At 52.7% G+C, this 24,964-nt stretch carries 21 protein-coding genes; 9 read left to right on the top strand and 12 right to left on the bottom strand.

The genetic code is table 11. The annotated features are described in order from the left end of the window. Window positions 1-32: 32 nt before the first annotated feature. Complete coding sequence (locus D3P08_RS13145) at window positions 33-620, bottom strand: DUF1802 family protein (RefSeq protein ID WP_119600145.1); 588 nt, start codon at window positions 618-620, stop codon at window positions 33-35. Between the two features lie 179 nt (window positions 621-799). Between D3P08_RS13145 and mtnK the strand changes: the two genes are divergently transcribed. Beyond that, window positions 800-2,008, top strand: coding sequence for an S-methyl-5-thioribose kinase (gene mtnK, locus D3P08_RS13140; RefSeq protein WP_119600144.1), 1,209 nt, complete (start codon window positions 800-802; stop codon window positions 2,006-2,008). A gap of 32 nt (window positions 2,009-2,040) precedes the next feature. Further along, window positions 2,041-3,096, top strand: a complete 1,056-nt coding sequence (gene mtnA, locus D3P08_RS13135) for an S-methyl-5-thioribose-1-phosphate isomerase (protein WP_119600143.1) — start codon at window positions 2,041-2,043, stop codon at window positions 3,094-3,096. Between the two features lie 115 nt (window positions 3,097-3,211). On the opposite strand, the gene D3P08_RS13130 is transcribed toward mtnA, so the two are convergent. Beyond that, window positions 3,212-3,517: a YunC family protein gene (locus tag D3P08_RS13130; RefSeq protein WP_119600142.1), complete on the bottom strand. Its 306-nt coding sequence runs from the start codon at window positions 3,515-3,517 to the stop codon at window positions 3,212-3,214. A 165-nt stretch (window positions 3,518-3,682) separates the two neighbouring features. Here D3P08_RS13130 and D3P08_RS13125 point away from each other — a divergent pair, with 165 nt between their 5' ends. Further along, window positions 3,683-4,153 carry a hypothetical protein gene (locus tag D3P08_RS13125; RefSeq protein WP_119600141.1) on the top strand — a complete coding sequence of 157 codons (471 nt, stop codon included), beginning with the start codon at window positions 3,683-3,685 and terminating at the stop codon, window positions 4,151-4,153. Window positions 4,154-4,211: 58 nt separating this feature from the next. Here the strand turns inward: D3P08_RS13125 and D3P08_RS13120 are convergent, their stop codons facing one another. Both D3P08_RS13120 and D3P08_RS13115 read right to left on the bottom strand, forming a co-directional pair. After that, a complete protein-coding gene (locus D3P08_RS13120) occupies window positions 4,212-6,104 on the bottom strand; it encodes a putative bifunctional diguanylate cyclase/phosphodiesterase (protein WP_240647491.1) in 1,893 nt (630 codons plus the stop codon). 150 nt (window positions 6,105-6,254) lie between these two features. Next, complete coding sequence (locus D3P08_RS13115; protein ID WP_119600140.1) at window positions 6,255-6,641, bottom strand: DUF423 domain-containing protein; 387 nt, start codon at window positions 6,639-6,641, stop codon at window positions 6,255-6,257. 65 nt (window positions 6,642-6,706) lie between these two features. On the opposite strand from D3P08_RS13115, the gene D3P08_RS13110 reads away from it, so the two are divergent. Then, window positions 6,707-7,180: a hypothetical protein gene (locus D3P08_RS13110; RefSeq protein WP_119600139.1), complete on the top strand. Its 474-nt coding sequence runs from the start codon at window positions 6,707-6,709 to the stop codon at window positions 7,178-7,180. Window positions 7,181-7,260: 80 nt separating this feature from the next. On the opposite strand, the gene D3P08_RS28130 is transcribed toward D3P08_RS13110, so the two are convergent. Together D3P08_RS28130 and D3P08_RS13100 are read right to left on the bottom strand one after the other, a co-directional pair. Further along, the gene (locus D3P08_RS28130) at window positions 7,261-10,383 is read right to left on the bottom strand and encodes an AAA family ATPase (RefSeq protein WP_119600138.1); all 3,123 of its coding nucleotides are present in this window, start codon (window positions 10,381-10,383) and stop codon (window positions 7,261-7,263) included. Beyond that, window positions 10,380-11,549 (bottom strand): exonuclease SbcCD subunit D, encoded by a 1,170-nt coding sequence (locus tag D3P08_RS13100; protein WP_119600137.1) that lies wholly within the window; start codon window positions 11,547-11,549, stop codon window positions 10,380-10,382. The genes D3P08_RS28130 and D3P08_RS13100 overlap by 4 nt, the downstream gene beginning before the upstream one ends. A 210-nt stretch (window positions 11,550-11,759) precedes the next feature. Here D3P08_RS13100 and D3P08_RS13095 point away from each other — a divergent pair, with 210 nt between their 5' ends. Together D3P08_RS13095 and yhbH are read left to right on the top strand one after the other, a co-directional pair. Next, a complete protein-coding gene (locus tag D3P08_RS13095; protein ID WP_119600136.1) occupies window positions 11,760-13,007 on the top strand; it encodes an MFS transporter in 1,248 nt (415 codons plus the stop codon). 122 nt (window positions 13,008-13,129) lie between these two features. Continuing rightward, the gene (gene yhbH / locus D3P08_RS13090) at window positions 13,130-14,293 is read left to right on the top strand and encodes a sporulation protein YhbH (RefSeq protein WP_206098958.1); all 1,164 of its coding nucleotides are present in this window, start codon (window positions 13,130-13,132) and stop codon (window positions 14,291-14,293) included. A 53-nt stretch (window positions 14,294-14,346) separates the two neighbouring features. On the opposite strand, the gene D3P08_RS13085 is transcribed toward yhbH, so the two are convergent. The 6 genes from D3P08_RS13085 to D3P08_RS13060 all read right to left on the bottom strand — a co-directional run bounded on the left by D3P08_RS13085 (window position 14,347) and on the right by D3P08_RS13060 (window position 21,995). Beyond that, window positions 14,347-15,234 (bottom strand): carbohydrate ABC transporter permease, encoded by an 888-nt coding sequence (locus D3P08_RS13085; RefSeq protein WP_240647490.1) that lies wholly within the window; start codon window positions 15,232-15,234, stop codon window positions 14,347-14,349. A 1-nt stretch (window position 15,235) separates the two neighbouring features. After that, window positions 15,236-16,120, bottom strand: coding sequence for a carbohydrate ABC transporter permease (locus D3P08_RS13080; RefSeq protein WP_119600229.1), 885 nt, complete (start codon window positions 16,118-16,120; stop codon window positions 15,236-15,238). Window positions 16,121-16,223: 103 nt separating this feature from the next. Further along, on the bottom strand, window positions 16,224-17,639 hold the full coding sequence (locus D3P08_RS13075; protein ID WP_119600135.1) for a carbohydrate ABC transporter substrate-binding protein: 1,416 nt from the start codon (window positions 17,637-17,639) through the stop codon (window positions 16,224-16,226). A gap of 157 nt (window positions 17,640-17,796) precedes the next feature. Continuing rightward, window positions 17,797-19,068: a response regulator gene (locus tag D3P08_RS13070; protein WP_119600134.1), complete on the bottom strand. Its 1,272-nt coding sequence runs from the start codon at window positions 19,066-19,068 to the stop codon at window positions 17,797-17,799. Next, window positions 19,061-20,866, bottom strand: coding sequence for a cache domain-containing sensor histidine kinase (locus tag D3P08_RS13065; RefSeq protein ID WP_119600133.1), 1,806 nt, complete (start codon window positions 20,864-20,866; stop codon window positions 19,061-19,063). Before D3P08_RS13065 ends, D3P08_RS13070 begins: the two co-directional genes overlap by 8 nt. 166 nt (window positions 20,867-21,032) lie before the next feature. After that, entirely contained in the window at window positions 21,033-21,995 is a 963-nt protein-coding gene (locus D3P08_RS13060; protein ID WP_119600228.1) for an acetylxylan esterase, read from the bottom strand. Between the two features lie 199 nt (window positions 21,996-22,194). Here D3P08_RS13060 and D3P08_RS13055 point away from each other — a divergent pair, with 199 nt between their 5' ends. From D3P08_RS13055 to D3P08_RS13045, 3 genes are all read left to right on the top strand, one after another. Further along, the gene (locus tag D3P08_RS13055; RefSeq protein WP_119600132.1) at window positions 22,195-23,070 is read left to right on the top strand and encodes an AraC family transcriptional regulator; all 876 of its coding nucleotides are present in this window, start codon (window positions 22,195-22,197) and stop codon (window positions 23,068-23,070) included. A 270-nt stretch (window positions 23,071-23,340) separates the two neighbouring features. After that, entirely contained in the window at window positions 23,341-24,135 is a 795-nt protein-coding gene (locus D3P08_RS13050; RefSeq protein WP_206098957.1) for an ABC transporter permease, read from the top strand. After that, window positions 24,111-24,950 carry an ABC transporter ATP-binding protein gene (locus D3P08_RS13045; RefSeq protein WP_119600130.1) on the top strand — a complete coding sequence of 280 codons (840 nt, stop codon included), beginning with the start codon at window positions 24,111-24,113 and terminating at the stop codon, window positions 24,948-24,950. The genes D3P08_RS13050 and D3P08_RS13045 overlap by 25 nt, the downstream gene beginning before the upstream one ends. The last annotated feature ends 14 nt before the right edge of the window (window positions 24,951-24,964 follow it).

The following is a 24,964-nucleotide window of genomic DNA, read 5'->3' as shown; positions in this document are numbered from 1 at the left end:
GGCATAACGGCTTCCTCCGCCTCGATATTTCGTCATTGCCCGGAAAGAGCCGACAAAATACGCTCCGTTTCCCGCTTGAACGCCTCGTCGCTCATGACGGGACGCATCGGCGGATGTTCGACCTCGTCCTCTAGTCTTACCCATGATTTGCATCCGTTATAAGCGGGACGCATCGGCGCGTACACCGGCTCCTCCAGCTCATACACTCGCAAGAGAAGCACATGAAGCGGCTTTTTGCGTTTCCATTTCAGCCGTTCCTCCGCAAACGTATCGGTCCAAATATGTAAATCGCGAAGCTTGTCGAGCGTCTCTTGATCGTTGATCTCGATATCCCGCTCCGCTATGGCATAAGCAGTCAGCTTCACCTTCGGCATATCCGGCGACCATTCCGTAAGCGTCTCGTCTAACGCATCCCGGAACGCTTCCTTTAATAGCTCCTTTTTTTGATGCTCGTAAGCGGGCATTAAGTAGAAGCTTTGGCTGATCAGCTCGAATTCCCGCGTCTCCTCGACGATCCCGCCTTTGCGCATGACGATAATCTGCTTCCCTTCTTGAAGAGCTTTGACCGACACCGCCCATTCCTTCAGCGCGACCGCCTGGCGTTCGACCTGTTCTGACATCTGTTCCCCTCCATCCTGCAGGCCGGCGAATCGGCCCCCGATATCTTCTCTCTATTTTGAAAAAAAGAGCCCGCGAAGTCAATGATGAAACATCAAGGTATTCCATGGCGAAATAATATCCATTATACTAGTAGGCATGGTGTCTGAACGAATAGAGAATTAACGGAGGTGCAAGAACCATGTCTTCCTATCATCCTTTAACGGAACAAGAAGCGATTGAGATCGCGCAAAGCATCGATGGCTTCTTCCCCGCCGGCGCCTCGCTCTCCTGTAAGGAGATCGGCGACGGCAACCTGAACCTCGTCTTCCACATTACGGACTCCGTAAGCGGCAAGAGCCTTATAATGAAGCAAGCGCTGCCTTACGCCAAAGTCGTCGGCGAGTCATGGCCCCTTACGCTGGACCGCGCCCGCATCGAAAGCGAGAAGCTTATCCTTGAAGGCAAGCTGGCCCCCGGCCTTGTGCCCGTCGTTTACAAATACGACAAGGAGCTTGCCCTGACGGTCATGGAAGACCTGAGCGACCATGTCATTATGAGGCATGGACTGATCGGCGGCACTCGTTACCCGCTGTTCGCGGATCATATCTCGACTTTTATGGCCCGCACCTTATTCTTCACCTCTGATCTCGGTATGAATCAGCAGGAGAAGAAGCTTCAAGTGAAAACGTTCATTAACCCGGAGCTGTGCAAAATTACGGAAGACCTCATTTTCGACGATCCGTATACGGTTACGCCGAATAACAATATTTCTCCCGCAATCGCGGACGCCGCGGATGCGCTGACGCGCGACGGCGAGCTGCATTTCGAGGTCGCGCTTCTCCGCGATAAGTTTTTAACAAACGCACAGGCGCTTCTGCATGGCGATTTGCATACCGGCAGCGTATTCGCCACGCCGGAATCGACAAAAGTAATCGATCCGGAGTTCGCCTTCTACGGACCGATGGGCTTCGATGTCGGCGCTGTAATCGCCAATCTGCTTTTGAACTATGCGGGACAAGAGCATTGGAGCGCTGACGACCTTGCGCGGAGCGACTTCCGTCAATACCTGCTCAATACGATCGTCGATACGTGGAAGCAATTCGAAGAGAAGTTCCGCGCTTTATGGAATGAGCATGGGATCGACCGGCTTGCTAACAGCGCGCCCGGCTATCAAGACTTTTATATGAGAAGACTCCTTCAGGATACGATCGGTTTTGCCGGCTGCAAAATCGTAAGACGCATCGTCGGCCTCTCCCACGTGGCGGACATCGACCGCATTCCGGACGACGCGAAGCGCGAGCGCGCCCAACGCCTGGCGCTCGAGATCGGCACCCGCTTGATTAAGCTGAACCGAAACGCGGCTTCGATCGAGCAGTTGATAGAAGAGGTAAAGGCTGCAAGCAAATAACGGGAAAGCATCATAGAAAAGAGGAACAAACCATGTCTGAAAACTACGCAGGCCTTCAATCTGTCATCTGGACAGGAGACAAGCTGGATCTGCTTGACCAACGGCTGCTGCCGGAGGAAATTGTATATTTGCCATTGACGACTGCACAGGACGTATGGGAGGCGATCCGTCATTTGAAAGTGCGCGGGGCTCCCGCCATCGGCATCGCCGCGGCATATGGCGTTGTCCTTGGCAGCCGTTCGGCCGCCTCGATGGAAGAGTGGAATGCGGCCGTGCAGAAGGAAGCCGACTACTTGGCGACGTCGCGTCCGACGGCTGTCAACCTGTTCTGGGCGCTCGACCGGATGAAGGCGGCGGCTGCGCGATTTGCAGGCGAGGGCTTATCGCTGGATCAATGCAAAGAAGCCTTGATGCGGGAAGCGATCGCTATCCAAAGCGAGGACGAGGAAACAAACCGCCTGATTGGCGAGCATGCGCTGACTTTATTCAAAGATGGAATGGGCGTACTTACCCATTGCAACGCAGGCGGGCTCGCAACGGCGAAGTACGGAACCGCCTTGGCTCCGTTTTATTTGGCGAAGGAGCAAGGCATTCAGCTCCGCGTATTTGCCGATGAGACGCGTCCTGTTCTCCAAGGCGCCCGTCTGACGGCATTCGAGCTGCAGCAAGCGGGCGTAGACGTTACGCTTATTTGTGACAATATGGCCGGCATGGTGATGTCCAAAGGCTGGGTAGACGCCGTCATTGTCGGAACGGACCGGGTGGCGGCCAACGGCGACGTCGCCAATAAAATCGGCACCTACAGCGTCGCTGTTCTCGCGAAAGCGCATGGCATCCCGTTTTACGTGGCTTGCCCGCTTTCGACGATCGACCTGGAGACGCCGACCGGGGCGGATATTCCGATCGAGGAACGCGGCGCCGAAGAAATTACGGAAGGCTTCGGCAAACGGACGGCCCCTCAAGGGGTTAAAGTCTTTAATCCTGCCTTCGACGTAACCCCGCATGAATATGTAACAGCGATCATTACGGAAAAAGGAATCGTGCAAGCGCCGTTCGAAGAGAATTTGCGCAAGCTGTTCGAGAATTAAAAAAACGGCCGTCCTGCACGTCACACAAGTGACCGCCAGGATGGCCTTCTTTAATTCCGACCGTTATGTTTTCACCTAGATCCCGATATTTAGCGCAGGCTATCCAGCTTAGGATCTATACCATAAGGCGCAAAGCCTCGGAGCCCTTCATTCCCGCAACGATACCAAGCGATTCCGCCTTATGCGTTACGGACTCTAAAGGCGCCTCCATCAGCTCCTCCAATGTTCGTACGCCTACAGCCCGTCCGGCGATAATCTCCCGGTCGCGCAGGCGTTCATTCAACAGCGATACGTCGAGCGCGCCGCACATAATGTACCCGCGATCCGTCGAAATAGAAAGTAATGTCGTCTTCGGCAGCTTAACCTCTACGCCAATCACGGTATCTCCGCTATCCAGTACGAATGGGACGATCCGCATCATGTCGCATCCACCTCCTCAGGCACGAGAATAAGCGGCAAAAGAACCGCAAATCCAGTATATTCGGCTAATTGCAAACGGTGCGGGCGTTTGATCATTTTTGGGTCTACATAGTGCTAGGAATTAGTGTTATATTATTTACATCAGATTTACGATGGAGGTAAAAATATGACAAAAGAACCGGACAAGAAGCCAAACACCTTCATCTTTCAAGTGGAAATCATGGTGGAAGAGCGACATCATACAACGGCCCTCGAGAAGCTCATTAAAGAAATGAATCGCTGCGAATGGACGGATTACCGGATTGTATCCGGCATGCAGTTAGGGAGAATAATCGAGGAGAGGATTGAAAAATCCTCCAGTAAAATAAAATTTCCGCTATCCGATGAAAAGCCGGCAAAGCCTGCTACACCCCCTAACAATGCTATGGAAAGCGCGGGCGTGGAGCAAATTCGCGGTTTTATAAAGAAAAATTCGCTCATTCGTCTAATCGTGAACAAAGGTTTTGGCAACACGATCAATATTCCATGCCGAATTATTAACATGGATGAGAAGGAACAGATCGTCACGGTCTACCATGTGGATGAGAAGCAGGTCTATACGTTCCGGCTGAATGAAATCGAGGATTTTATTGTATGAAGCTAAAGAAACGGTTTGGAAGGCTGATAACGCCCTCTTAACCGTTTCTTTTTCTTGCTTAACCTGCTTTTTTGAGCATTTGCTCGATGTTCTCGCTGGATACCGGCGGGCTCCAGAAATAGCCTTGCATTTCATCGCACCGATGCTTCCGCAGAAACTCCATTTGTTCTTCCGTTTCCACGCCTTCGGCAATGACTTGAATATTTAAGTTATGCGCCATCGCGATAATAGCGGCGACGATTTCGGCATCGCTCGGATCCTGCTGAATATCCCGAACGAAGGAACGGTCGATTTTCAAACGGTCAATCGGGAAGTTCTTCAAATAATGGAACGAGCTGTAGCCTGTCCCGAAATCGTCAACGCTGATGCCGACGCCAAGATCCGTAATGGCCAGCAAGCAGCGGGAGACATGACTTAGATCAATCGTCATCGATTCCGTTATTTCCAGCTCCAGATACTTCGGTTCAAGTCCGGTCTTCTCGAGCACCTCCGCTATCCGGCTCGCAAGATCGTGCTGGAGAAATTGTCTGATCGACAGGTTGACGGATACCGGCATAGGAGGGAGCCCCGCATCCTGCCAAGCTTTATTCTGCCGGCACGCTTCCTCCAGCACCCAATCCCCGATCTGCACGATCATGCCGCTCTCCTCAGCTAGCGGAATAAACGTATTCGGCGACAGCAGCCCTCGTACAGGATGCTTCCACCGCACAAGCGCTTCGACGCCTACCATCCGTCCGCTGACTAGATCATATTGCGGCTGATAATGAAGCACGAATTCGCTGCGCTGGATCGCTCTGTACATTTCATGCTGCAGCTTCAGCCTCTCGAACGAGGAATTGCTCCACGTATCGGAATAGAGAAGGCATTCGTTTTTGCCGCCTTCCTTCGCTTTCACCAGCGCCATATCCGCTTTTTTAAATAGCGTGTAACCGTCGTCCTGCTCGTTATTGTTCGTGACTAAGCCAATGCTGGCCGTAATATGTATCGGAAATCCTTTGAGCTCATAGGGCTCTTCGATCGATTTCATAATTTGTCTGGATCGCTCCATCAGTTCCTCTTCCGAACGGATCGAGTTAAGCAGCAAAGCGAACTCATCGCCTTCCATTCGGGCTGCAAAATCATTTTCGGACAAGCCTCTGTTAAGCCGCTCCGCCACCTGCATCAGTAGCATATCGCCGAACTCCCGGCCGAAGGACGCGTTCACGAGCTTGAAACGGTCGAGATCGAGATAGCAGATGCCTACCAGCCTGTCCTCTTCCTTGGCTCTCGACAAGCTTTCCGTCAGCTTCATCTGGAACAAGGTTCGATTCGGCAAGCCGGTCATATCATCGTAATACGCCATATACCTTATACGCTCGACGTTTCGTTTCCGGTCGCTCATATCTTGGCTGATCATCAGCGTCCCGATCACTTCGCCGTCCTGAAGCATGGGCGCGCATACGACTTCAAGCTCGAGAGGGAAGCCGGTGCGGTGCGTAATGAGAATGTTCCGTTGATTCGTTTCGCCCGTCAGCGCCTGCTCCAAAGCATCCTGCAGCTCGGACCTGCTGCCGGGATCGATCATCCTCATGATCGGCTCGCCGATCATATCCGTCCTTTGATATCCCAGCATACGGCTGGAAGCCTCGTTCATCTCCACAACCTTAGCCTCCCGGTTCAGGACGGCAAGCGGGATCGCCTCGGAACGAATAAGCGTGTCTACAATTGCGGAATAGTATTTCTGAATGCTTTGCGAAGAATGGCGCTTCGCATATAAAATAACCGCCGTAACCATTAACGACGCCGCAACGGCAAGCGAGGACCATCGGTACATCTCATCTGAAATGACCAAAAAGGATAATGCTATCCATATGGCGGATAATGCCGCCATCATTGCGCTAATCGCATTCAGCAGAGACATGCCTCCGGTCTGCTTTCCTGTTTCCGCCAAATTACCGGTCCGTTTCGCCACACACAAACTTCCTTCCTTATATAAGTCGGTCAAGTGATAGCTAGCTACATTATAATCGAAAACTATAATTTGGCATAGGAAAATTGTTGCATGCTCGTATAAATGACTGATATTTTATCGGTTCAAGTCGAAAATATTCGGAAATCAGCATTATTGCTTTGTTTTCATCGCATTTGCCGCGGCAGCAATTACAAATCCCCAGCCTGTCAGCATAGCCAGGCCGCCGATCGGCGTTACCATACCGAGCTGAGTAATTCCCGCAGTCGCCAGAATATAAAGGCTAAGGCTGAAAATGAGCGTTCCGGCGAAAATCAGCCTTCCGCCGATTGCCGCTTTCCGGCTGCCGCCAATCAGCTTGTCCATGACAGCGACCAGCATGAGACCGAGCGCGCCGTACATATGATAACGCACGCCGGTTTCAAAAACGTCCAAGTAATGATCGGTTATCCGATCCTCTAATCCGTGAGCTCCGAATGCGCCTAGCGCGATGGCAATGGCCGCGTTTACGGCCCCCATTAAAAAATATTTTGGAAACATATCGTTTTCATTCCTTTCGAAATTGTGTATAATTTTCCCAAACCATTGAAGGAGAGAGTACATAAATGACAAATGAGTACAACCCGAATGAGCAGAACCATCCGCAAGGAAACGGAAACAACCAAGGCTATCCCGCCTTCACCCCCGTCTCCGGTTACCCTGGCGGCGGTCAGCTGGCCCCGTTGAAGCATTCAGGCTTAGGCATCGCTTCCTTTGTGCTTGCCATCGTTTCCATTCTCGCTCTCATTATCGGAATTATTATGAGTGTCGCAGCTGCTGCTAACTATATGAATGTGTCGCCTTCCGACATTGAATCGGAAATTTTGGCGGGAAGCGGCGAAGAGTTTGCCGCCTTTGTCGGCGCCGGCCTGCTGATGATGCTTTCGATCGGCCTCTCCATTATCGGGCTAGTTCTTGGCATTATCGGCCTCGTCATCAAAAACCGGAAAAAGATTTTTGGCATCATCGGCGTTATTCTAAACGCCCTGCTGATTCTCGGCCTGGTCCTTCTTATGGCGCTCGGTCTTGCGCTGGGCTAACTTAAACGTTAGGCAACGACGGACAGGTAGCCTGCCCCTCGCATGACGCGAGCGCGGCAGGCTTTTTTTATCCTTTTGCGTTATTTCAGAACGATTGCGGTTCGGCTGAAGCCTTCCTTCGTTTTCGTCACTTCCAGGCAGGCCGGGAATGCCTCTTTCAGCTCGCCGACATGCGAGATGACGCCGATCATGCGGCCGGCCTTTTGCAGATCGACTAATGCCGCGACCGCTTTATGCAGCGACTCCTCGTCCAAGGATCCGAACCCTTCGTCAATCAGCATCATCTCGATCGAAACGCCGCCCTGATGCGCTTGAATCACGTCCGTCATTCCGAGCGCGAGACATAGCGAAGCGTTGAATTTTTCGCCTCCGGACAACGATTTTACGTCCCGGTTTTGCCCCGTATACGCATCGTAAACGTCCAATCCCAAGCCGCTTTGCTTCCCTCTCGCCTCCAGCCTGTCGCTTCTCTGCAGCTCGAATTGTCCGTTCGACAGCTCCTTCAGACGGGCGTTGGCCATCGATAAGATCTGCTCCAAATACTCAATGAGAATATACCGCTCGAAGGACATTTTGAGGTCATTGTCGCCCTTGAGCATGGCGTAAAGATCAGAAACGCCCTCCAGCTCCTTCTCAAGCTTGGCCATCATTGCGCCGGACCGTTCGATTGTGACGGTCAGCCGCTCCGCTTCCTCGGAGCATCTTCGGGACAGGCTTTCATTCGCAACCGCCGCTTCATAGCGCTCCTTCAGCTTATGTTGCTCAGCCAGCAGCAGATCCGTATCGATTGCAGCCAGCCCTTTGAGCTCAAGCTCAAGCGATGCGACACGCTCCTTCAGGCCTGCAACCTCGGCATGATAAGCATGAATCGCCTCAGACATTTTCCCCATGTCCTCCGCGCTTATAACGGCCAGGCGATAATCGGCTAAGCTCGGGAAGCCCGATTTCTCTAATTGTTGCTGCAGGCGCTGCTCCGACAAGGCCTTTTGCTTCTCCCCCTCAGCCAGCCCTTCCTTCGCCTGCTGCGCGAACGCCTTCGTCTCCGCCAGCTTGGAGTCGGCCTGCTGAAGCATTTCCTGCGCGGCTTTCCAAGAGCGCTCCAGCTGTTCAAATCTGGCGCGCTGCGATTCCAGCTTCTTCGCCAATGCTTCCGGCGTTCGAAGCGATTCCGGAATCCGCTCTAGCTCCTTCTCGAGAGCGGTTTGAGCTGCCGTTCGCTCGACGATCAGACGCTGCTCCTCCGAGCGAAGCCGCTCGCGCTCCTGTTCAAGCGATTCCAGCTCCTTCTCTTCGCTTTCCAGTAACGACCGAAGCTCTTCATAACGCTTCGCGGTCTGCTGCAGCTGTTCCGATTCTTCCTTCAGCAGCTTCCACTCTTCGCGCAACAACCGTTGCTTGACCTGCAAAGCGTTAACCGCCTCAGCCGGCGAAGCGAGGTCCCCGGCTGGAAGCCCAAGATCCTCCAGCTCCTCAAAAATCGCCGTTTGCGAGGCGGCTGCCGCAGCAGCCTGCGCTTTCACTTGCATAAGCTCGTTCTGGACATGGGTCAAAGCTTCCTTAGACTGCTGAAGCGTTTCCTTGGACGGGATCTGCTCGCTGCCATGCGCTTTATTCGGATGCGATTCGCTGCCGCATACCGGACAAGGTTTCCCGTCGACGAGATGGGAAGCCAGCATGCCTGCTTGTCCCTCAAGCCAAAGCCGCTCCATGCGGTCATGCTCCTTGACAGCCTTCTCCAGCGCAGCATTGCCCTCACGCTCCAGGCGAACGAATCGTTCCAGCTCCGTTGTCAGCTCGATTAGCTTCTTAATCGCTTTGCCCTTCTGCTCGATTTGCCGCAGCTGATCCAACTTAACGGGAAGCCGGGTAACGGCCTGTTCGGAAGCCTTGAGCTCGGTCTGCGAACGTGCTCTCCGTTCCTTGCGCTCCGCAAGCGACCTCTCGATCGCGGCATGCTTCCCGGCGGCTTCCTTCTCCAGCATAATTTGGCGTTCTACGGCTTTGCTCCGGGCAGCCAGGGAGGCCACCGCCTGCGACAGCTCCGTCAGCCGCAGCAGCTCATGCTCGGTCTCCCGCCGCACCGCTTCGCCCGCCGCTTCCTCCTGGTACTTCGCGCGTGCGGCTTCAAAGCCGGCCTCAGCCGCTTGAAGCTCCGCTTCCCGCTTGACCAGCAGCTCGCGCTTCATCTCCATGCTGCGGGCCGCTTCCATCGCCTGCTCTTCATACGGAACAATTATTGCAGCCTTGGATGCCAGCTCGAGCGCTTTCTCCTGCCGCCGAACCTCCGCTTCCTTCTCCGCGTACGCAGCCAGCTTCGTTTTTTTGACTTCCAGCTCCCCGAACTTCCCGTTGAGCTCGAGAGCCTCGCGGAGCCGGCGCTCCGTCTTATCCAGCTCGCTTACCAAATGCCGTTTCTGTTGTGCGGCCTGCTCCGTCCGCGCCTTATAATAATCGACTTCCTGCGATAAAGCTCCAAGCACCTGCGTTACGCTGTAAACCTCTTGCCGGAACGTCTCCGCAAGCGCGCTGTCCTCGCGCAGAGGCAGCGCTTCCTCCGCTTGGCGCATAACGGCGGAAAGGCCCGCTCTTGCCTCCTTCAGCCGCTCCTGCAGCTCCCGGTTGCGGCTCTGAAACCGCTGCTCAAGCTTCTCGTACAGCTCCGTCCGGAAAATCCGCCGCAATATTTCTTCTTTATTATCGGTATCGGAGGTGAGCAGCTTGCGGAATTCGCCTTGCGGCAGCATGACGATTTGACTGAACTGTTCCTTCGTCAGCCCGATAATGGACAATAGCTTCGCGTTGACTTCCGTCGTCATGAAGCGGTCGACGGCCGGGACGGCTTCATCGCCCGTCAGCTCGTACAGCTCCGTCTTTTCGCCGGTTTCGCTGCGGTTGCCGCCTTTCCTATGCTTCATTTGACGAAACACGCGGTACCGCTTGGAGCCGACCGCGAAATCAAGCTCCACCGACGTATGCGTATCTTCATCGGCGAAATGGCTTCGAAGCATACGCGGGTCCGAGCGGTCCTCGCCGCTGGCTGTGCCGTAAATCGCAAAGCAGATCGCGTCAAAAATCGTTGTTTTTCCCGCGCCGGTATTGCCGGAAATGACGAACAGCCTCCGGTCCTCGAGCCTCGTGAAATCGATCGTTTCGGCATCGCGATACGGTCCGAACGCCTTCATCGTTAATCGAAGCGGTCTCATAAGTCACCCCCTGCTTCCTGCAGCAGCGCGCCGTATTCCTTGGCAAACAGCCCCTTCTTTTCCTCTGTCAGCGGCTGCCCTTTCACTTCTTGATAGAAGGCGGCGAACAGCTCGATAGGATCGGTCTCGCTGCGGCGCATGCCGGCAGCCGCCGCTTCCATCGCGCCCTCCGCACGGCGAGCCTCCTTCGCCCTCCGTTCCACATGCATCGCGTTCGGATAGAAAGCGCGCACCTTCTCCATCGGGAAGAGAACAGGATGGTCGCTTATTAGCGTTACAAAAACGTAGTCCTCATTCACCTCGTGCGACTCCAGCTCCTCCAGCGTTACTTCAATTCGTCTCATGTCGCGTCTTGGGACGAGCTCCCTTTTATGTACCGACACCGCGCCCTGCCCGTCCATTTCCACGATAAAAAAGCCTTTGCGATGCTTCTCTTCCGAAATCGAATATTTCAGCGGCGAGCCTGCGTAACGAATCGTCTCGTTCCGCACAAAATGCGCTTGATGCAGATGGCCGAACGCGGCATAGTGGAACTTATCGAAATAAGCTGCCCGCACATGCTCCGCTCCGCCAATCGCAAGCGGCCGTTCGGATTCGCTCGTATTGTCCGCGGCTTCCCCTGTAGGCGTCACAAAGGCATGTCCTACAAATACGTGCCTAGCCTTCGGATTCATCTGCGACTCTATTTTTTGCGTGATCGCTCGCATCGCGTCATCATGAGTGCGAATCGTCTCATCCTCCAGCACATGCCGCACAGCGGCCGGATCCGCGTACGGAATCAGATGAAAATGAACTTCTCCATGCTCGTCCGTCAGCGCCACCGGCTTCAGCTCCGGGCGGAGCTGCCCGACTAAATATAAGCCGCGGCTCTCCATCATTCGCGTTCCAAAGCTAATTCGGTCCGGACTGTCATGATTGCCGGATATGGCGAGCACAGGCGTTTCCAGCCCGATGACGATTCGCTCCAGCACCTCGTCAAGCAGCTCCACCGCTTCCGTCGGCGGAACGGCTCTATCGTACAAATCTCCCGCTATAATGACGGCGTCAGGCTTCTCCTCCCTGACAGCCTCTATCAATTGCTCAAGCACATACCTCTGGTCTTCCGTCATATAAACGCCATGCACCAGCTTCCCCAAATGCCAATCGGCCGTATGTAACAGCTTCACATTCGCCCCTCCTCATGCGGCGCTGCGGCCGCAATCATTCTCTTTCATTCTATCACCTAGGCTGAGAGAATCGCTATACTGCCTATAAATTGCCATAAAACGCATTGCAAGAGAGGCCGTTCCCTTGTAGAGTAAAAGACATGTGCCTTGGCTGGCGTTAGCCGGAGCCTACGCGCGAAATGACTTCATCCTTGCAGGAGGCCTGTTCCTATGTCTCGTTTTTCCTTTAAAAAGTTAAGCTCGAATTACGCATTGCTTCTCATGATCGTATTCGGCGGTTTTCTCGTATTCGGCTTCTCCGAAAATGTAAAAGGGCCCGCCCTTCCCCGCATGCAATCGGACCTCGGTCTCGATGAGCTTCAGATCGGGCTGCTGCTGGCCTTCAACTCCCTGGGCTACTTGCTTGCGTGCAGCTTCACCGGATGGCTGGACCGGAAGCTTGGCCTGAAGCTGACGACGATCCTTTCCTTCGGCTCCATGGCTTTATCCGGCTTGTTCATTTACTGGGCTTCCACCTACACAACGCTTTCGGCCGCCTATTTCTTTATGTACATCGGCAACGGATTGCTCGAGATCGCCCTGGCGCTGCTCGCCGCGCGAATCTTCACGCGCAATACCGGGACGATGATGAATCTCGCGCATTTTTTTTACGGCCTAAGCTCGATGGTCGCGCCGCTAATTGCCGCTTCCCTTATGGGCGTAAATCTATTTGGCGGCGAGCTCGGCTGGAGGGGGATGTACGCCCTTATGCTGGCGCTTTCGCTGCTCCCAATGCTGCCGGCTTTGGCGGCAAAGCTGCCGAATGAAGAGACGAGCGGCGAAGAACGCATCCCGCTTCGCCACTTCATGAAGGACACTTCCGCGTGGCTTATCGTTCTTGTGCTGTCGTTCGGCGTCATCAGCGAGCTCGCCGTCGGGGGCTGGCTCGTCAACTTTCTTGAGAAGGCGTACGGCTGGAGCACGGAAGCGTCTTCGGGTATGCTATCCGCTTTTTTTGTTTGCTTTACCGCAGCCCGTCTCGTGCTGGGCCCTGTCACAGACCGTATCGGATATACGCGCTCTCTCATCCTCTTCTCGGCATTCTCCGGCCTATGCTCGATCGGGGCGGTTATCGCCGGTGAAGGAGGCGCGTTCTTATTCGCGCTGGCGGGCGTCGGCATTGCGCCGATCTATCCGACGGTAATGGCGCTGCTTGCGGACCGCTATGCCGGAAACAGCGGGACCGCGATTTCGTTCACCGTCACGATGATGGGCATCGCAAGCGTGCTCGGCAACTTCGCGATCGGCGCCATAACGGACGGTATCAAACGGTTGTTCGCGGACGGCGCGGAAAGCGGCGGCGGGCTGATCGCCGGCCTGCAGGCCGGCTACATCTTCATCGGCTTCTGCGCGCTGCTATGTTCCATTACCGCCTGCTTCCTCTATCGGTCGCTTAGCAGGCAAAAGCAGCTGATCTAACCGGGAAGGAGATTGCAAGAATCCACCTTGCTGCTAGATTTGGACGCAATTCGTTCACATAACCGCTCGCCGCTTGAATATATTGATTAACAACAAAGAAATAAGCGAGGAGGTGCTCCGAAATGCGTCCATCGGACAAAGGCATGTTTATTGTTTCACGGGAGGACTGGTCTCTGCATCGCAAAGGATATCAAGATCAAGCCCGGCATCAGCAGAAGGTGCGCGAGGCGATCAAACAAAACCTGCCGGATCTCGTATCCGAAGAAAGCATTGTCATGTCAGACGGCAAGCAAGTGATTAAAGTGCCGATTCGGAGCCTGGATGAATACCGCTTTGTTTACAATTACAATAAAAACAAACATGTGGGCCAAGGAGACGGAGACAGCCAGGTTGGCGACGTGCTGGGCGTAGACCCGCAGGCAGCCAAAAAAGGCGGCAAAGGCGAAGGGGCCGGCGACCAGCCGGGCGACGATGTGATCGAAGCGGAAATCTCGCTTGCCGAGCTGGAGACGATGCTGTTCGAAGAGCTGGAGCTTCCGTTCCTGAAGCGCAAAGACAAGGATCAGCTGGAGACGAAGGAAATCCGGTTCAACGATATTCGCAAAAAAGGAATCATGTCCAACATCGACAAGAAGCGCACGATCATCGAAAACCTGCGCCGCAACGCGACCTCCGGCAACCCCGGCATTCACGGCATTACGCCGGACGATCTGCGCTACAAGACTTGGGAAGAGATCGTAAAGCCGCATTCGAACGCGGTCATTATCGCCATGATGGATACGTCCGGCTCGATGGGCTCCTTCGAGAAGTATGTCGCCAGAAGCTTCTTTTTCTGGATGACCCGTTTCCTGCGGCATCAATACGAGAAGGTCGACATCGTGTTTATCGCGCATCATACGGAAGCGAAGGAAGTCAGCGAGGAGGAATTTTTTACGCGCGGCGAAAGCGGCGGCACGATCTGCTCCTCCGCTTATATGAAGGCGCTGGAAATCATCGACAGCCGGTTCAGTCCGAGCCTATACAATATTTATCCGTTCCACTTCTCGGACGGCGACAATCTGACCAGCGACAACGAACGCTGCGTCAAGCTGATCGGGGAGCTGCTCAAGCGCTCCAATCTGTTCGGCTACGGGGAAGTGAACCAATACAACCGCTCCAGCACTTTAATGTCAGCCTATAAGCATATTAATCTTCAGAACTTCATGTATTATGTCATCAAGGAAAAAGGCGAGGTTTACAATGCGCTGAAATCGTTTTTCCGCAAGCGGGAAGGTGCAGTTGGGTAATTGGAGACAACAAAGGGGAGACACAGGCTGCCTCCCCTTTCTGCTTTAAAATTTCACCCCTTCAATCCCCCAAGCATCATCCCCTCCGTCAGTTTCTTCTGCAAGAGGGAGTAGACCACAATGGTCGGAATTAAGACCAGCACCAGTCCGGCGAACAGGGAGCCCCAGTCCGTCGCGTACCGTTGAATTTCAAATAGATTCGACAAGCCGACAGGAATTGTTTTTTTATGCTCGCTGGAGATAAAGGTCATCGCCAGCACGTATTCGTTCCAGAAATCAAAAAAGCTGAAGATGACGACTGTGATAATGCCCGGACGCGCCATAGGAACGATAATCCGGAACAAGGTGCCGAAATAACCGCAGCCATCGATCATCGCCGCTTCTTCGTATTCGCGCGGAATCGATTTCAAAAAACCGATCAGAAGATATACGGAGAACGCCATGCTTCCTGCGGCATACACGGCGCTCAGCCAGAACCGGTTATCCAGCATATGAAGATCATTCATAACAAGGAAGATCGGCACGACGACATAAACGCCTTGTATAAATAGCCCAGCCATATAAACGTTTGTAAGAAATTTTCTTCCGGGAAACTTCATTCTGGCTAGAACATACGCGGTTGGCACAACAACCGCAAGCGTAATCGCCATCGAGAGCGCCACAACCATCACCGAGTTGAACATGTAGTCTCCCATTTTGGCTGTCGTGAAGGCGCGAACGAAATTATCCCAGTTCAGCGAGCCCGGCAGCGACCATGGGCTCAACAAAACCTCTTTATTTGTCTTAAACGAGGCCAATACATTCCATACTAGAGGATAAATAACGAATAGAGATTGCGCAAGCAAAATAACTCGTAGCAGCAGCCTGCCGATCCGCGATTTAAGCGAAGTATTCGTATGGGCGGTGCCGCTGCTCGCTGCTGTGAATTGCATACCTGACATGCTAGCTCGCCTCCCTTTCCGTTAATCGGTTGCTCAGCAGAGCCAGCAGGAGGGATATGATAAAGACGACTACGCCGATCGCCATCGCGTAACCGAAATTTCCGTTTTTGAATGCCTGACCGTATAAATAAGTAATCGCTACTTCCGAGTGCCGGTTCGGCCCGCCGGCTGTCATGATCGACACCAGGATAAAACTGATGGAGATGACGCCATTAATAATGAAGATGATCGTTACTCGGATAATCTCCCATAACATTGGGATTGTAATAGAAAAGAACTGTTGAATGCGGCTTGCTCCGTCCAAGCTGGCCGCTTCATAATATTCAGGGGAAATGCCGTCGATCCCCGCTATATACATCACCATGTAATACCCGGCAGCCTGCCAGACCATCGTTACCGCCAGCGCCCAAAGCACTGTTTTCTCGTGCCCCAGCCATGGCATGACAAATTCGTCGAGGCCGATAAGCTCCATACTGGCATTAAGAAAACCGATGCTGGGATGATAAATAAACGACCATAGGATCGCGATGACGACAAATGACAAGATGCTGGGAAAGAAAAATACCGTACGATAGAAGCCGCTTTCCCTTAACTTCGATTTCGACAGAATCGACGCGTTTATGAGCGCAATGGCTAGCGTTAGCACAGGGACGATGAGCATCAGTATGCCCGTGTTACGCAGGGACAGCAGGAACACTTCATCCTGGAACATATCGACGAAGTTTTTAAACCCAATAAATTTCGGTTCGTCCCCGATTGCGCTCCACATAAAAAACGACTTATGGAAAATTTGCAGCGTGGGATAGATGCGAAACAAGGAAAATAGCGCCAGTCCCGGAATAAGGCAGGCCAGAATAAATCCGGTTCGCTTCATTTTTGTACTCATGGCCGTAACCATCCTTTCTCTATCAAGCAGGAAAACCTGCCGGTACATCTCCATATCGCGGCAGGTTTCCTATCAAGCCGGTCGAATGATTCCCTCGCCCGAATTATTGGTACTCCTTCTGAATGTTCGTATAAACCTCGTACAGCTTGTCGCCATACTCCTCAAGCGTCATTTGTTTGTTCATAATGGAAGACAACGGCTGGTACACTTCATCGCCCGGATTAAATTTGCTGCCTTGCGCCGGCGTCTTAAACGCGCCGTTCAAGGCTTCCATTCCCCCGTCAACCGCTTTAAAGATTTCGTACGTTGTCGCTGAAATGTATTCCTTTACAAGGTCTGGCGCACCTTTGACCGCCATAACGGCTTTGGCTTTTTCACCGTTAAGCTTTACGCTTTTTTCCGTGTACAAGTATTTCAAAAATTCCTTCGCGAGCTCGGGATTTTTGGCTTTTGCCGGAATCATAAACAGTTCGACGCTTGTTAGAGCCATCACCGGCTTCCCGGCGTCAAACGAAGGTACGCCTAAAAATCCGAATTGGAAGCCGTCCTCGCGCGGCGCATCCTTCATCTCGTCCTCGAACCAGCTGCCGTTCGGTATAAACATCGACTTACCCATTAGAAAGTCCGTCTGCGACTGTGTATGATTCAGCGCAACCGTGCCGTTCATAAGCGCATTGTCCTCATTTGCAATTTTTTCGAATAGACCGAACACCTTCTTGAATGTTTCGCTTTTCCAGAATTCGGGGTCGTAATTAAAGAATTGATCGAGCGCTTCTTTGCCTCCGACATTGAAGATAGCTGGAATAATGATTTCCTCCAAGTAGCCGGGATGCAGGCCTTGGTAAGTAAACAAAGCGCGGCCGTTCTCTTTGGCGACGCTGTTCAAAGCAAAGAACTCGTCCCATGTTTTAGGCAGCGTAATGCCTTTGGTGTCAAACAGATTTTTGTTATACCACATCCCCATAACTCCATAATTATAAGGCGCAAACAAAACTTTGCCGTCGCCGTTAGGAGACATGGCTTTGGATTCCAGAACGCCCGGCAGAATGCTGTCTGCAATCGGCGTTCCATTCTCTCCTTGCGACTCGAATACGTCATTCAGCTCAAGCAAGCCATTGTCTTTAATGAATCCGTCAATGATCGGCTGGTTGTCCCCGCCTTGAGGCAGATAGATAAAATCCGGCGGATTGCCCGCCACAATCTTCGGTCTTAGCAGCTCGGCAATTTGCGGGCTTGCTGTAATATTAATTTTCGTTCCCGGATAATCCTTCATGAAGCTGTCTGCCACTGCGTCCCAGTATTCCCGGCCGTAACCGCCCTGGAATACGGCCACCTCCAGCTCCATATTCTCGAAGGTCTTGCCTCCGCCCGTCGGATCGGCAGAGGCGGTCGTTTCAGGACTGCCGGAAGGCTCCGGTGACGCGTTTCCGCCGTTATTAACGTTGTTGCCGCTGCATCCCGCAAGAACCGATGAAACCACAAACACTACTGCGATTACGGTTAGCCAACTTCTCTTCATATTGTTACCCCCTTACGTTTGATGCTCTAAGTATAAAATGTAAGGGCTTGCAGCGAACATATACGATTCCAATGATGATGATGGACAATCTTCAGCATTCACCGCTTAAGCCGCATTTTTTCCTGTACGATTTTATGATAGGCGATCTTAAAAGGGTCTAGGATTTTATGACGTTTTTCGGCGAAATACCAAATCGCTTTTTAAATAAACGGTTGAAATAGAACGGGTCTGATATCCCAACCTCGAGCGCCGCTTGCTTCACTAGGTATTGTCCCGTAGCGAGCAGCTCATAGGCTTTATCCATCCGTATTTCATTTAACCGCGTCATGATGCTGACATTCGTCTCCGCCTTAAATATCTGACAAAGATAAGGCTCTGATAACCCGACCTTAGCCGCGATATCGGCTATAGAAATCCGTTCGGTATAATGCTCCTCTAAGTAGGCCAGCGCCTTTTGGACTTCTTCCCTATACACCGCGTTCGGCGGTCCCGCCTTCTCAGCCTTGTCCCGGTTCGGCATACAAGCGGCGCGAGTCCGCTCTGGCGCGCCAATGAGCCGAGCCTCCGTATCGCGGCTCGCTTTAATTTCGCCCGCAAGCTCAGCCATTCCGATCGCAGCTTGAGCATATACGATAAAAAGCGGCACGTTATAATACATGCCTGCCAAGCTGTTTAGCCTGCGCGCCATCTCCTCCGGCGGAGCAACCGCCTGGCCCGCCTGGCATCCAATGACCAGCAAAGCTCGCTCCGGACCACGCTGAACAGCGACCCTTACACGGGAGTCCGGCCATATGCTGTCCGCGAGTCTCTCCAGCATATCCGGAAGTCCGGGGCGGCGGTCTGACGATGTTTGCTCGGCAAGGGCGCGGATGATAAAGGAATAAAACCAGATGCCCTGCTTCGTCAGGCTGTCCTCCAGCTGTTCATTAATAAGGCCATCATCCGTATCTATCCCCTGGTCCGCCATCTCCAGAAGCCTGCCCACCCGCACTTGAAATCCATCGAGCTCAGGCGTAGCCGAAATTGGGAGAACCGTTTCGGATACTCTTCGTTCATCCAGCTTGGCGGCCATTTCTTCCAGCACCTGCATGAAGCTTTCCGTGTTCATCGTAAGCTTTAGCAAATAGTCGTGAGCGCCCATCTTGAGCGCCTCACGCACCAGCTCAAAATCGTTATAATTGCTCAAGACAAGAACTTCCCCTTGAAACCTTGCTTTCATTAACTGTCTAATGAATGAAAGACCGTCCATCTCCGGCATTTTGATATCCGTAATGACGATATCCGGATTCGTCCGCTCTACCAGCTCAAGCGCGCCGACGCCGTTCGGCGCCGATCCTCCATACTCGAATCGACTGTTCTCCCACTGAATTAAGGTCTTCACCGCATGGCGGACGATCAATTCGTCATCGACGATGATGACTTTAAACATGTTCCCCACCCTCTTCAATCATGATTGGGAGCGTAATGACCGTTTCCGTCCCTTCGCCTACCCTGCTGCGCGTTTCAAGCCCGTAGGACGATCCGTAGCAGATGCTCAGCCTTTCGTTCACATTGGCTATTCCGATGCCGGACAGCTTCGCGTTCGAATTCCCGCGGGCATACGCCTTGCTCGTATCAAAGCCTTTACCGTCATCCGCGATACGAATATACAGGTTAACGCCGTCATCATATCCATACACAGAAATCTTCACTCGCCGTCCGTCACTTCCGCCCGCATGCAAAATCGAATTTTCTACGATAGGCTGGAGAATAAATTTCGGGACGAGATAACCGAATAGGCGGTCGTCGCTCATTTGGCATGAAAGCTTAAACGAATCCCCATATCGGATGCGCTGGATCGTGGCGTAATGAAGCAGATTTCCAATTTCTTTCTCCAGCGGAATTAAATCGTCTTTCTCGAGAATGGTGTTGCGGAGAAGCTCGGACAGCGACTCCATTCCTTTGAAGACCGTTTCATTACCGCTCATCATCGCGCTCCACTTCAACGAGCCTAGCGTATTGAACAAGAAATGCGGGTTAATCTGCGCCTGCAGCATTTTTAATTCCGCATCGCGTTTGGCTTGCTGCTCCGCTTCGACCCGGGAAATCAGTTCCTTCAGCCGCATAACCATCTGATCAATTGTCTCGGCCAGCTTGCCCATTTCATCCGAATACGTTCGCCCAAGCTTGGTCTCAAGCTGGCCCAAGCGGACCAGCTTGGCGTAATGCAGCAGCTTGCGCATGGGGCTGCTAATGCTTAGGTAGATCAGCATGGCAATAAGTCCGGAGAATAGCAGCGTCATGATACAAATCATAAAAATGTCCGTTTTCATTTCCGAAATCTCCGATACGAGAAACGACTGCGGGAGCATGCCGACAAGACGCCAATCCGCAGAGCGCACATAGTCGCTTGTAACCAGCCATTTTGTTCGCCCGACTTCCGCATAAAAGGAGCTTTGTTCTGCAGCGCTAGTCAATTTGCTGAATATGGCATTGTTGGCGTAGGGCTTGCCTGCTTCGATAGCCGAGGAGGTCGAGGAGATGACCAGGCCTTGCGAATTGTAAAGAAATATCTGGCTTCCGGTTCCCAAATGGACATGCCGGTAGGTGTTGCGGGAAAAAACCTTCTCCTCAACCATAATCATGAGATAACCTATTTGTTCGCTGGAGCTTTGTTCCGAATAAATAACCCTGCTAAGCGTCAATAGATTTGTTCCCCGATTTGATTTGAGGTAAGCCCAATGCGCGTTTCCAGGCGTATCCGGCGCTTCTTTGACCATTTGGAAAAGCTTCTCGCTTTGGAACGATTCATAGCCGAAATCGAAAACCGTCTCGCCGTCATTCGTAAAAATGACCACATTAAAGACGTTGCTGACTTGGAATACTTGCCCGCGAACGGCGTCGCGATAATTTAGTAGGAACTGGTAGCGATCGTTCCCGGACATGCTATTGTACATAGGCAGGCCGGACTGTATGACCTCATTCACGATAATCGACTCGCTTAATGTCGCATATTGGTTAATCTCTCTGGTCATATTGCGGGAAAGCTCAGACAAGGTTTGTTCCGTGGAAGCGCTAAGCTTTTGACTGATGGATTCCGTATATTTGGAATAGGAATAAAACGCGACAAAAACGACCGGCAATAAAGATGTGATAAGGAAAGCCGCAAGCAGCCTATGCTTGATCGTAACTCGCCTAAGAATAGAGTAAAGACGTTCGATTATCGAAGCTCTTTGGATTTCAGCCATATCATCCCGTCCTCCCACTAAAATGAAGGAAAGCCCTTCCGCAATTGAAATCGGCAGGGCTTTCTATTTCCGTACTCATTAGTTAGAGGATACACATGAATGCGGTTTGTCTAAATCCCTCTATTATTACTTTTGGGGCAGTATTTTTACCTTTTTCCCCTAGGAGCTATAACCGGCTCAAAAATTGAATAATTTTATCGTTCATACTCGGCAAAGCTTCATGCGCAAAGTCCGGAAAAATTTCCAGCTGCACCGGTGTCCGCAATTTATTAATAGCAGCGAATTGAGCCGACGGCGGACAGATCGTGTCCATGAGACCGACTCCAACCAGCATATCGGCTTTAACCCGAGGCGCCAGATGCTGGATGTCGATATAGCCGAGCTTCGTGAAGATCTCCTCTTCCCTTTTATGCTGCGGGTCGAAATAGCGGAAATAGGTATGGAGCTCGAAATATTCGTCCTTACACAAATCCATTTCCCAAACTCTTTTATAATCGCTTAGAAACGGGTATACGGCCGCGGCTTTGCGAATCCGCGGTTCAAGCGCGGCGCATGCTATCGTCAGCGCTCCGCCCTGCGACCAGCCTGCCGCCCCAACCCGGCCCGCATCCACCTCATCGAACCCCATTACTATCGCAGCCAGCTGCGCGGTATCCAAAAACACCTGCCGGAAGAACAGCTTGCTCGGATCGGCGTCCGAAAGCCCCCGTATGATGTGGCCGCGGAACGTATTGCCGAATACGCCGCCGGTATCCTCCGACCTTCCGCCTTGTCCCCTCACATCGAGCCATGCAGCCGAGAAACCGAGAGCCGGATACATCATCATCTCCGACCAATCGCCGCTGCAGCCTTTATAGCCGTGGAACAGCAGAACAGCCGGGTGCTGACCGCCGGAGGATTTCGGTCTAGCATACTTCGCGTGAATACGTGCACCGTTCACCCCCGTAAAGTACAGGTGGTAACATTCCGCGAAAGGAAGCTGAAATTCGGCAGGTACGAGCTGGACATCCGGATCCGTCTTCCTCATTTCCTCAAGCGCGTTTTCCCAATAAGCGTCAAAATCCTCCGGCCTCGGGTTGCGCCCTTCATACATATTCAAGTCAGCTAGAGGCATGTCAATTAAAGGCATCGTCATCATCCAATCAACAATAAATTTTTACCAAGCGTTTAATCTCCACATCATTATAGCTTGTGAGATTAATCATTTTCTTTTCGCAAACTTGCTGAAATGTTGCGAGAAACGACTGTTTTTTATGCGAGCCGAGCGTTACACTAGGGGGTAGCGCTTCCGTAATGGACAGACAAAAGAAGGAAAGGACGCTTAAACGATGGACGTTTCTCCCACTCAACCGTTGCTCCCTTATATCCGTTATGCCGAATATGCCGTCCGCGACAAGTGGCATTTTCCTGAAAGGCGATTACTCGATTATTTGTTCATTTACATACAGGAGGGGCAATTATGGGTAACGGCAGAAGGGATTAAGCATTCGTTCGGCGCAGGGGATATTTGCGTGCTCCAGCCCAATGATCTGCATGAATTTCACATTGCTTCCCCTACCATAACGCCTTACGTCCATCTGGATATTTTCTATAATGAGCGGCGGGAGCAAAGCTTCATGACAAAGCCGGGCCAGGTCGATTTGTCGGCCTACGCCCATTTCATGCAGCCCCGCTTAAACGATCTGAGCGGCGTTCACATTCCGTTGAAGCTGAGCGCTTCTCTAGCCGCGCGATGCAAGGACGCGATCATGAAGCTGGTCGGGGGCTTTGGGCATACGGACATCATCGATCGGCTCGAAACGCAGATCACGGCAACCGAGCTCGTCGCTGTCCTTTTGAGGCACTATCGGAGCGTCAAGGAATCGCCCCCTTCGCACTCGCGTTCGCATGATTTGAAATGGATCACGTCCTATTTTTCAAGCCGCCTGTCGGATCCCCTTACCTTAGCGGACATGGCGCACCGCGCGCAGCTGTCTCCCTCCCGATTCTCCGCTGTCTTCCGTCAGCAATTCGGGGTTTCGCCTTACCGCTATTTGCTCCATATGCGTATTCAGCATGCGGAGGAGCTCCTGCGAAGGTCGGCTTTGACCCTTCATGAAATCGCAGCTTATTGCGGCTTTGCCAATGAGCATCATTTCTCATATTCATTTAAAAAAATGACCGGGCAATCCCCAGGCGCCTATCGAAGCGAAGCCAAACTATAATAGATTATCGATCTAGCTGGAGAAGAGGCCCTCGCCGGGCTTTCAGCATGAACGCCAATACCTTGAACGGTATCGGCGTTTTTTTGCGACCGCAGAGCTTTTCCCGTCCATCAGGCAATCGGCAATCGGCCCGCTCTATGAAGACTTATAGGTACGTTTAGCAAGGCCGCGGCAGAGAGGTTATAAAAAATTTCATACTATTTTACCTTTGGGCGAATCCGTACAATGAAACCAGAAACACACCCTAAATCACAGCAAAGGTGGAGTGGCATGGACAATAAACCTGCAACTAGAGTCGGACAGATGATAGACCGCATCGACGGGAAAGTATTTCTCGTCGTCTCCTTCCTGCTCGGACTTCTCGTCTGGCAGCTGGTATCGATGACGAAAGCCGGCGCCGTATTCGCGGGACCGGTCGACACGTTCGACGCCTTCATTCAAGAAGCAAAGAGCGGAAGGCTGCTCGAGCACATCTATGCAAGCTTATTCCGCGTGCTCGGCGGGTTCGCGCTTGCGCTGGTCATCGCCATTCCGGTCGCTTTCTTGATGGGATGGTACAGGGTATGCCGCATGCTCGTCGAGCCCTGGATTCAATTCCTTAGGACCATCCCCCCCATCGCTTACATACCGCTCGTCATCGTGGCGCAAGGGGTGGGGGAAAGCGCTAAAATAACCGTCATCTTCGTCGCCTCTTTTCTCGTCATGGTCGTCTCCATTTACCAGGGCGTGCGTAATGTTGACGTGACGCTGATCAAAGCTTCTCGCGTGCTTGGAGCCAAGGACCGGGATATCTTCTTTCACGTCATTATCCCGGCGTCCTTCCCGTTTATTCTGGTCGCGCTGAGGCTTGGATTAAGCGCGGCGCTGACGACGCTGATCGCAGCGGAATTGACGGGCGCTCAAGTCGGACTAGGCCAGATGATTCAGGAAGCAAGCTTGTACTTCCGGATGGAAATCGTCATCTTAGGCATTGTGATGATCGGCATCATCGGGTTTCTGCTTGATAAGCTCTTATTGTTCCTGGAGAGGAGGCTGGCGGGATGGCAGGAAGTGCGCAGCGTATAGTCACGCTGGGACAAGCAAATCAAGGCCAATCGGAGCCGGAGCACGCGAAGGTAGAAATCGACGCGATCCGGAAAGTTTTTCAAACCTCGCGCGGAGAAGTAGTGGCGCTTCATGATACCAGCTTAACGATCGCGAATAACGAATTCATTTGTGTCGTCGGTCCTTCGGGCTGCGGCAAAACAACGCTTCTCAACATTCTCGCCGGGCTGGACGCGCCGACCTCCGGCGAAGTGCGTATCGATGGAACGTCCATCCACGGGCCGAGCAGCGAACGGGGCGTCGTCTTCCAGCAATACGCGCTGTTTCCTTGGCTCACCGTGAGACAGAACGTGGAGTTCGGACTCAAGCTGAAAAGTATCGGTAAAGGCGAGCGCAGATCCATCGCGGAAAAATATATCGAGTCGGTTGGACTAAAGGATTTCGCAAACGCTTTCCCGAAGGAGCTTTCCGGCGGCATGAAGCAGCGCGTCGCGATTGCCCGCGCCTATGCCGTCAATCCGCAGCTGCTGCTGCTCGACGAGCCGTTCGGAGCGCTCGACGCGCAGACGCGAACGCAGCTGCAGGTGGAATTGCTGAACACTTGGGAGCAGGAGCAAAAAACCTGCTTCTTTATCACCCACGATGTCGAAGAAGCCGTGCTTCTCGCCAGCAGGGTTGTGGTCATGAGCGCCAGACCCGGGCGAATCAAGGCGATTGTTCCCATTGACTTGAAGCACCCTCGGACGCAAGAAACCCGGATGTCCAAACCGTTTAACGATTTGAAAAACGATATTTGGAGCCTCGTCTATCAAGAGTACTTAGACGCAAAAAAATAATAAAAAATGAGGGG

Origin of the sequence: Paenibacillus nanensis, assembly GCF_003583765.1 — a bacterium.
In the GTDB taxonomy this organism is placed as follows: domain Bacteria; phylum Bacillota; class Bacilli; order Paenibacillales; family Paenibacillaceae; genus Pristimantibacillus; species Pristimantibacillus nanensis.
Note: the sequence above shows the minus strand (reverse complement) of the source record. Positions and strands in the feature narration are given on the sequence as shown.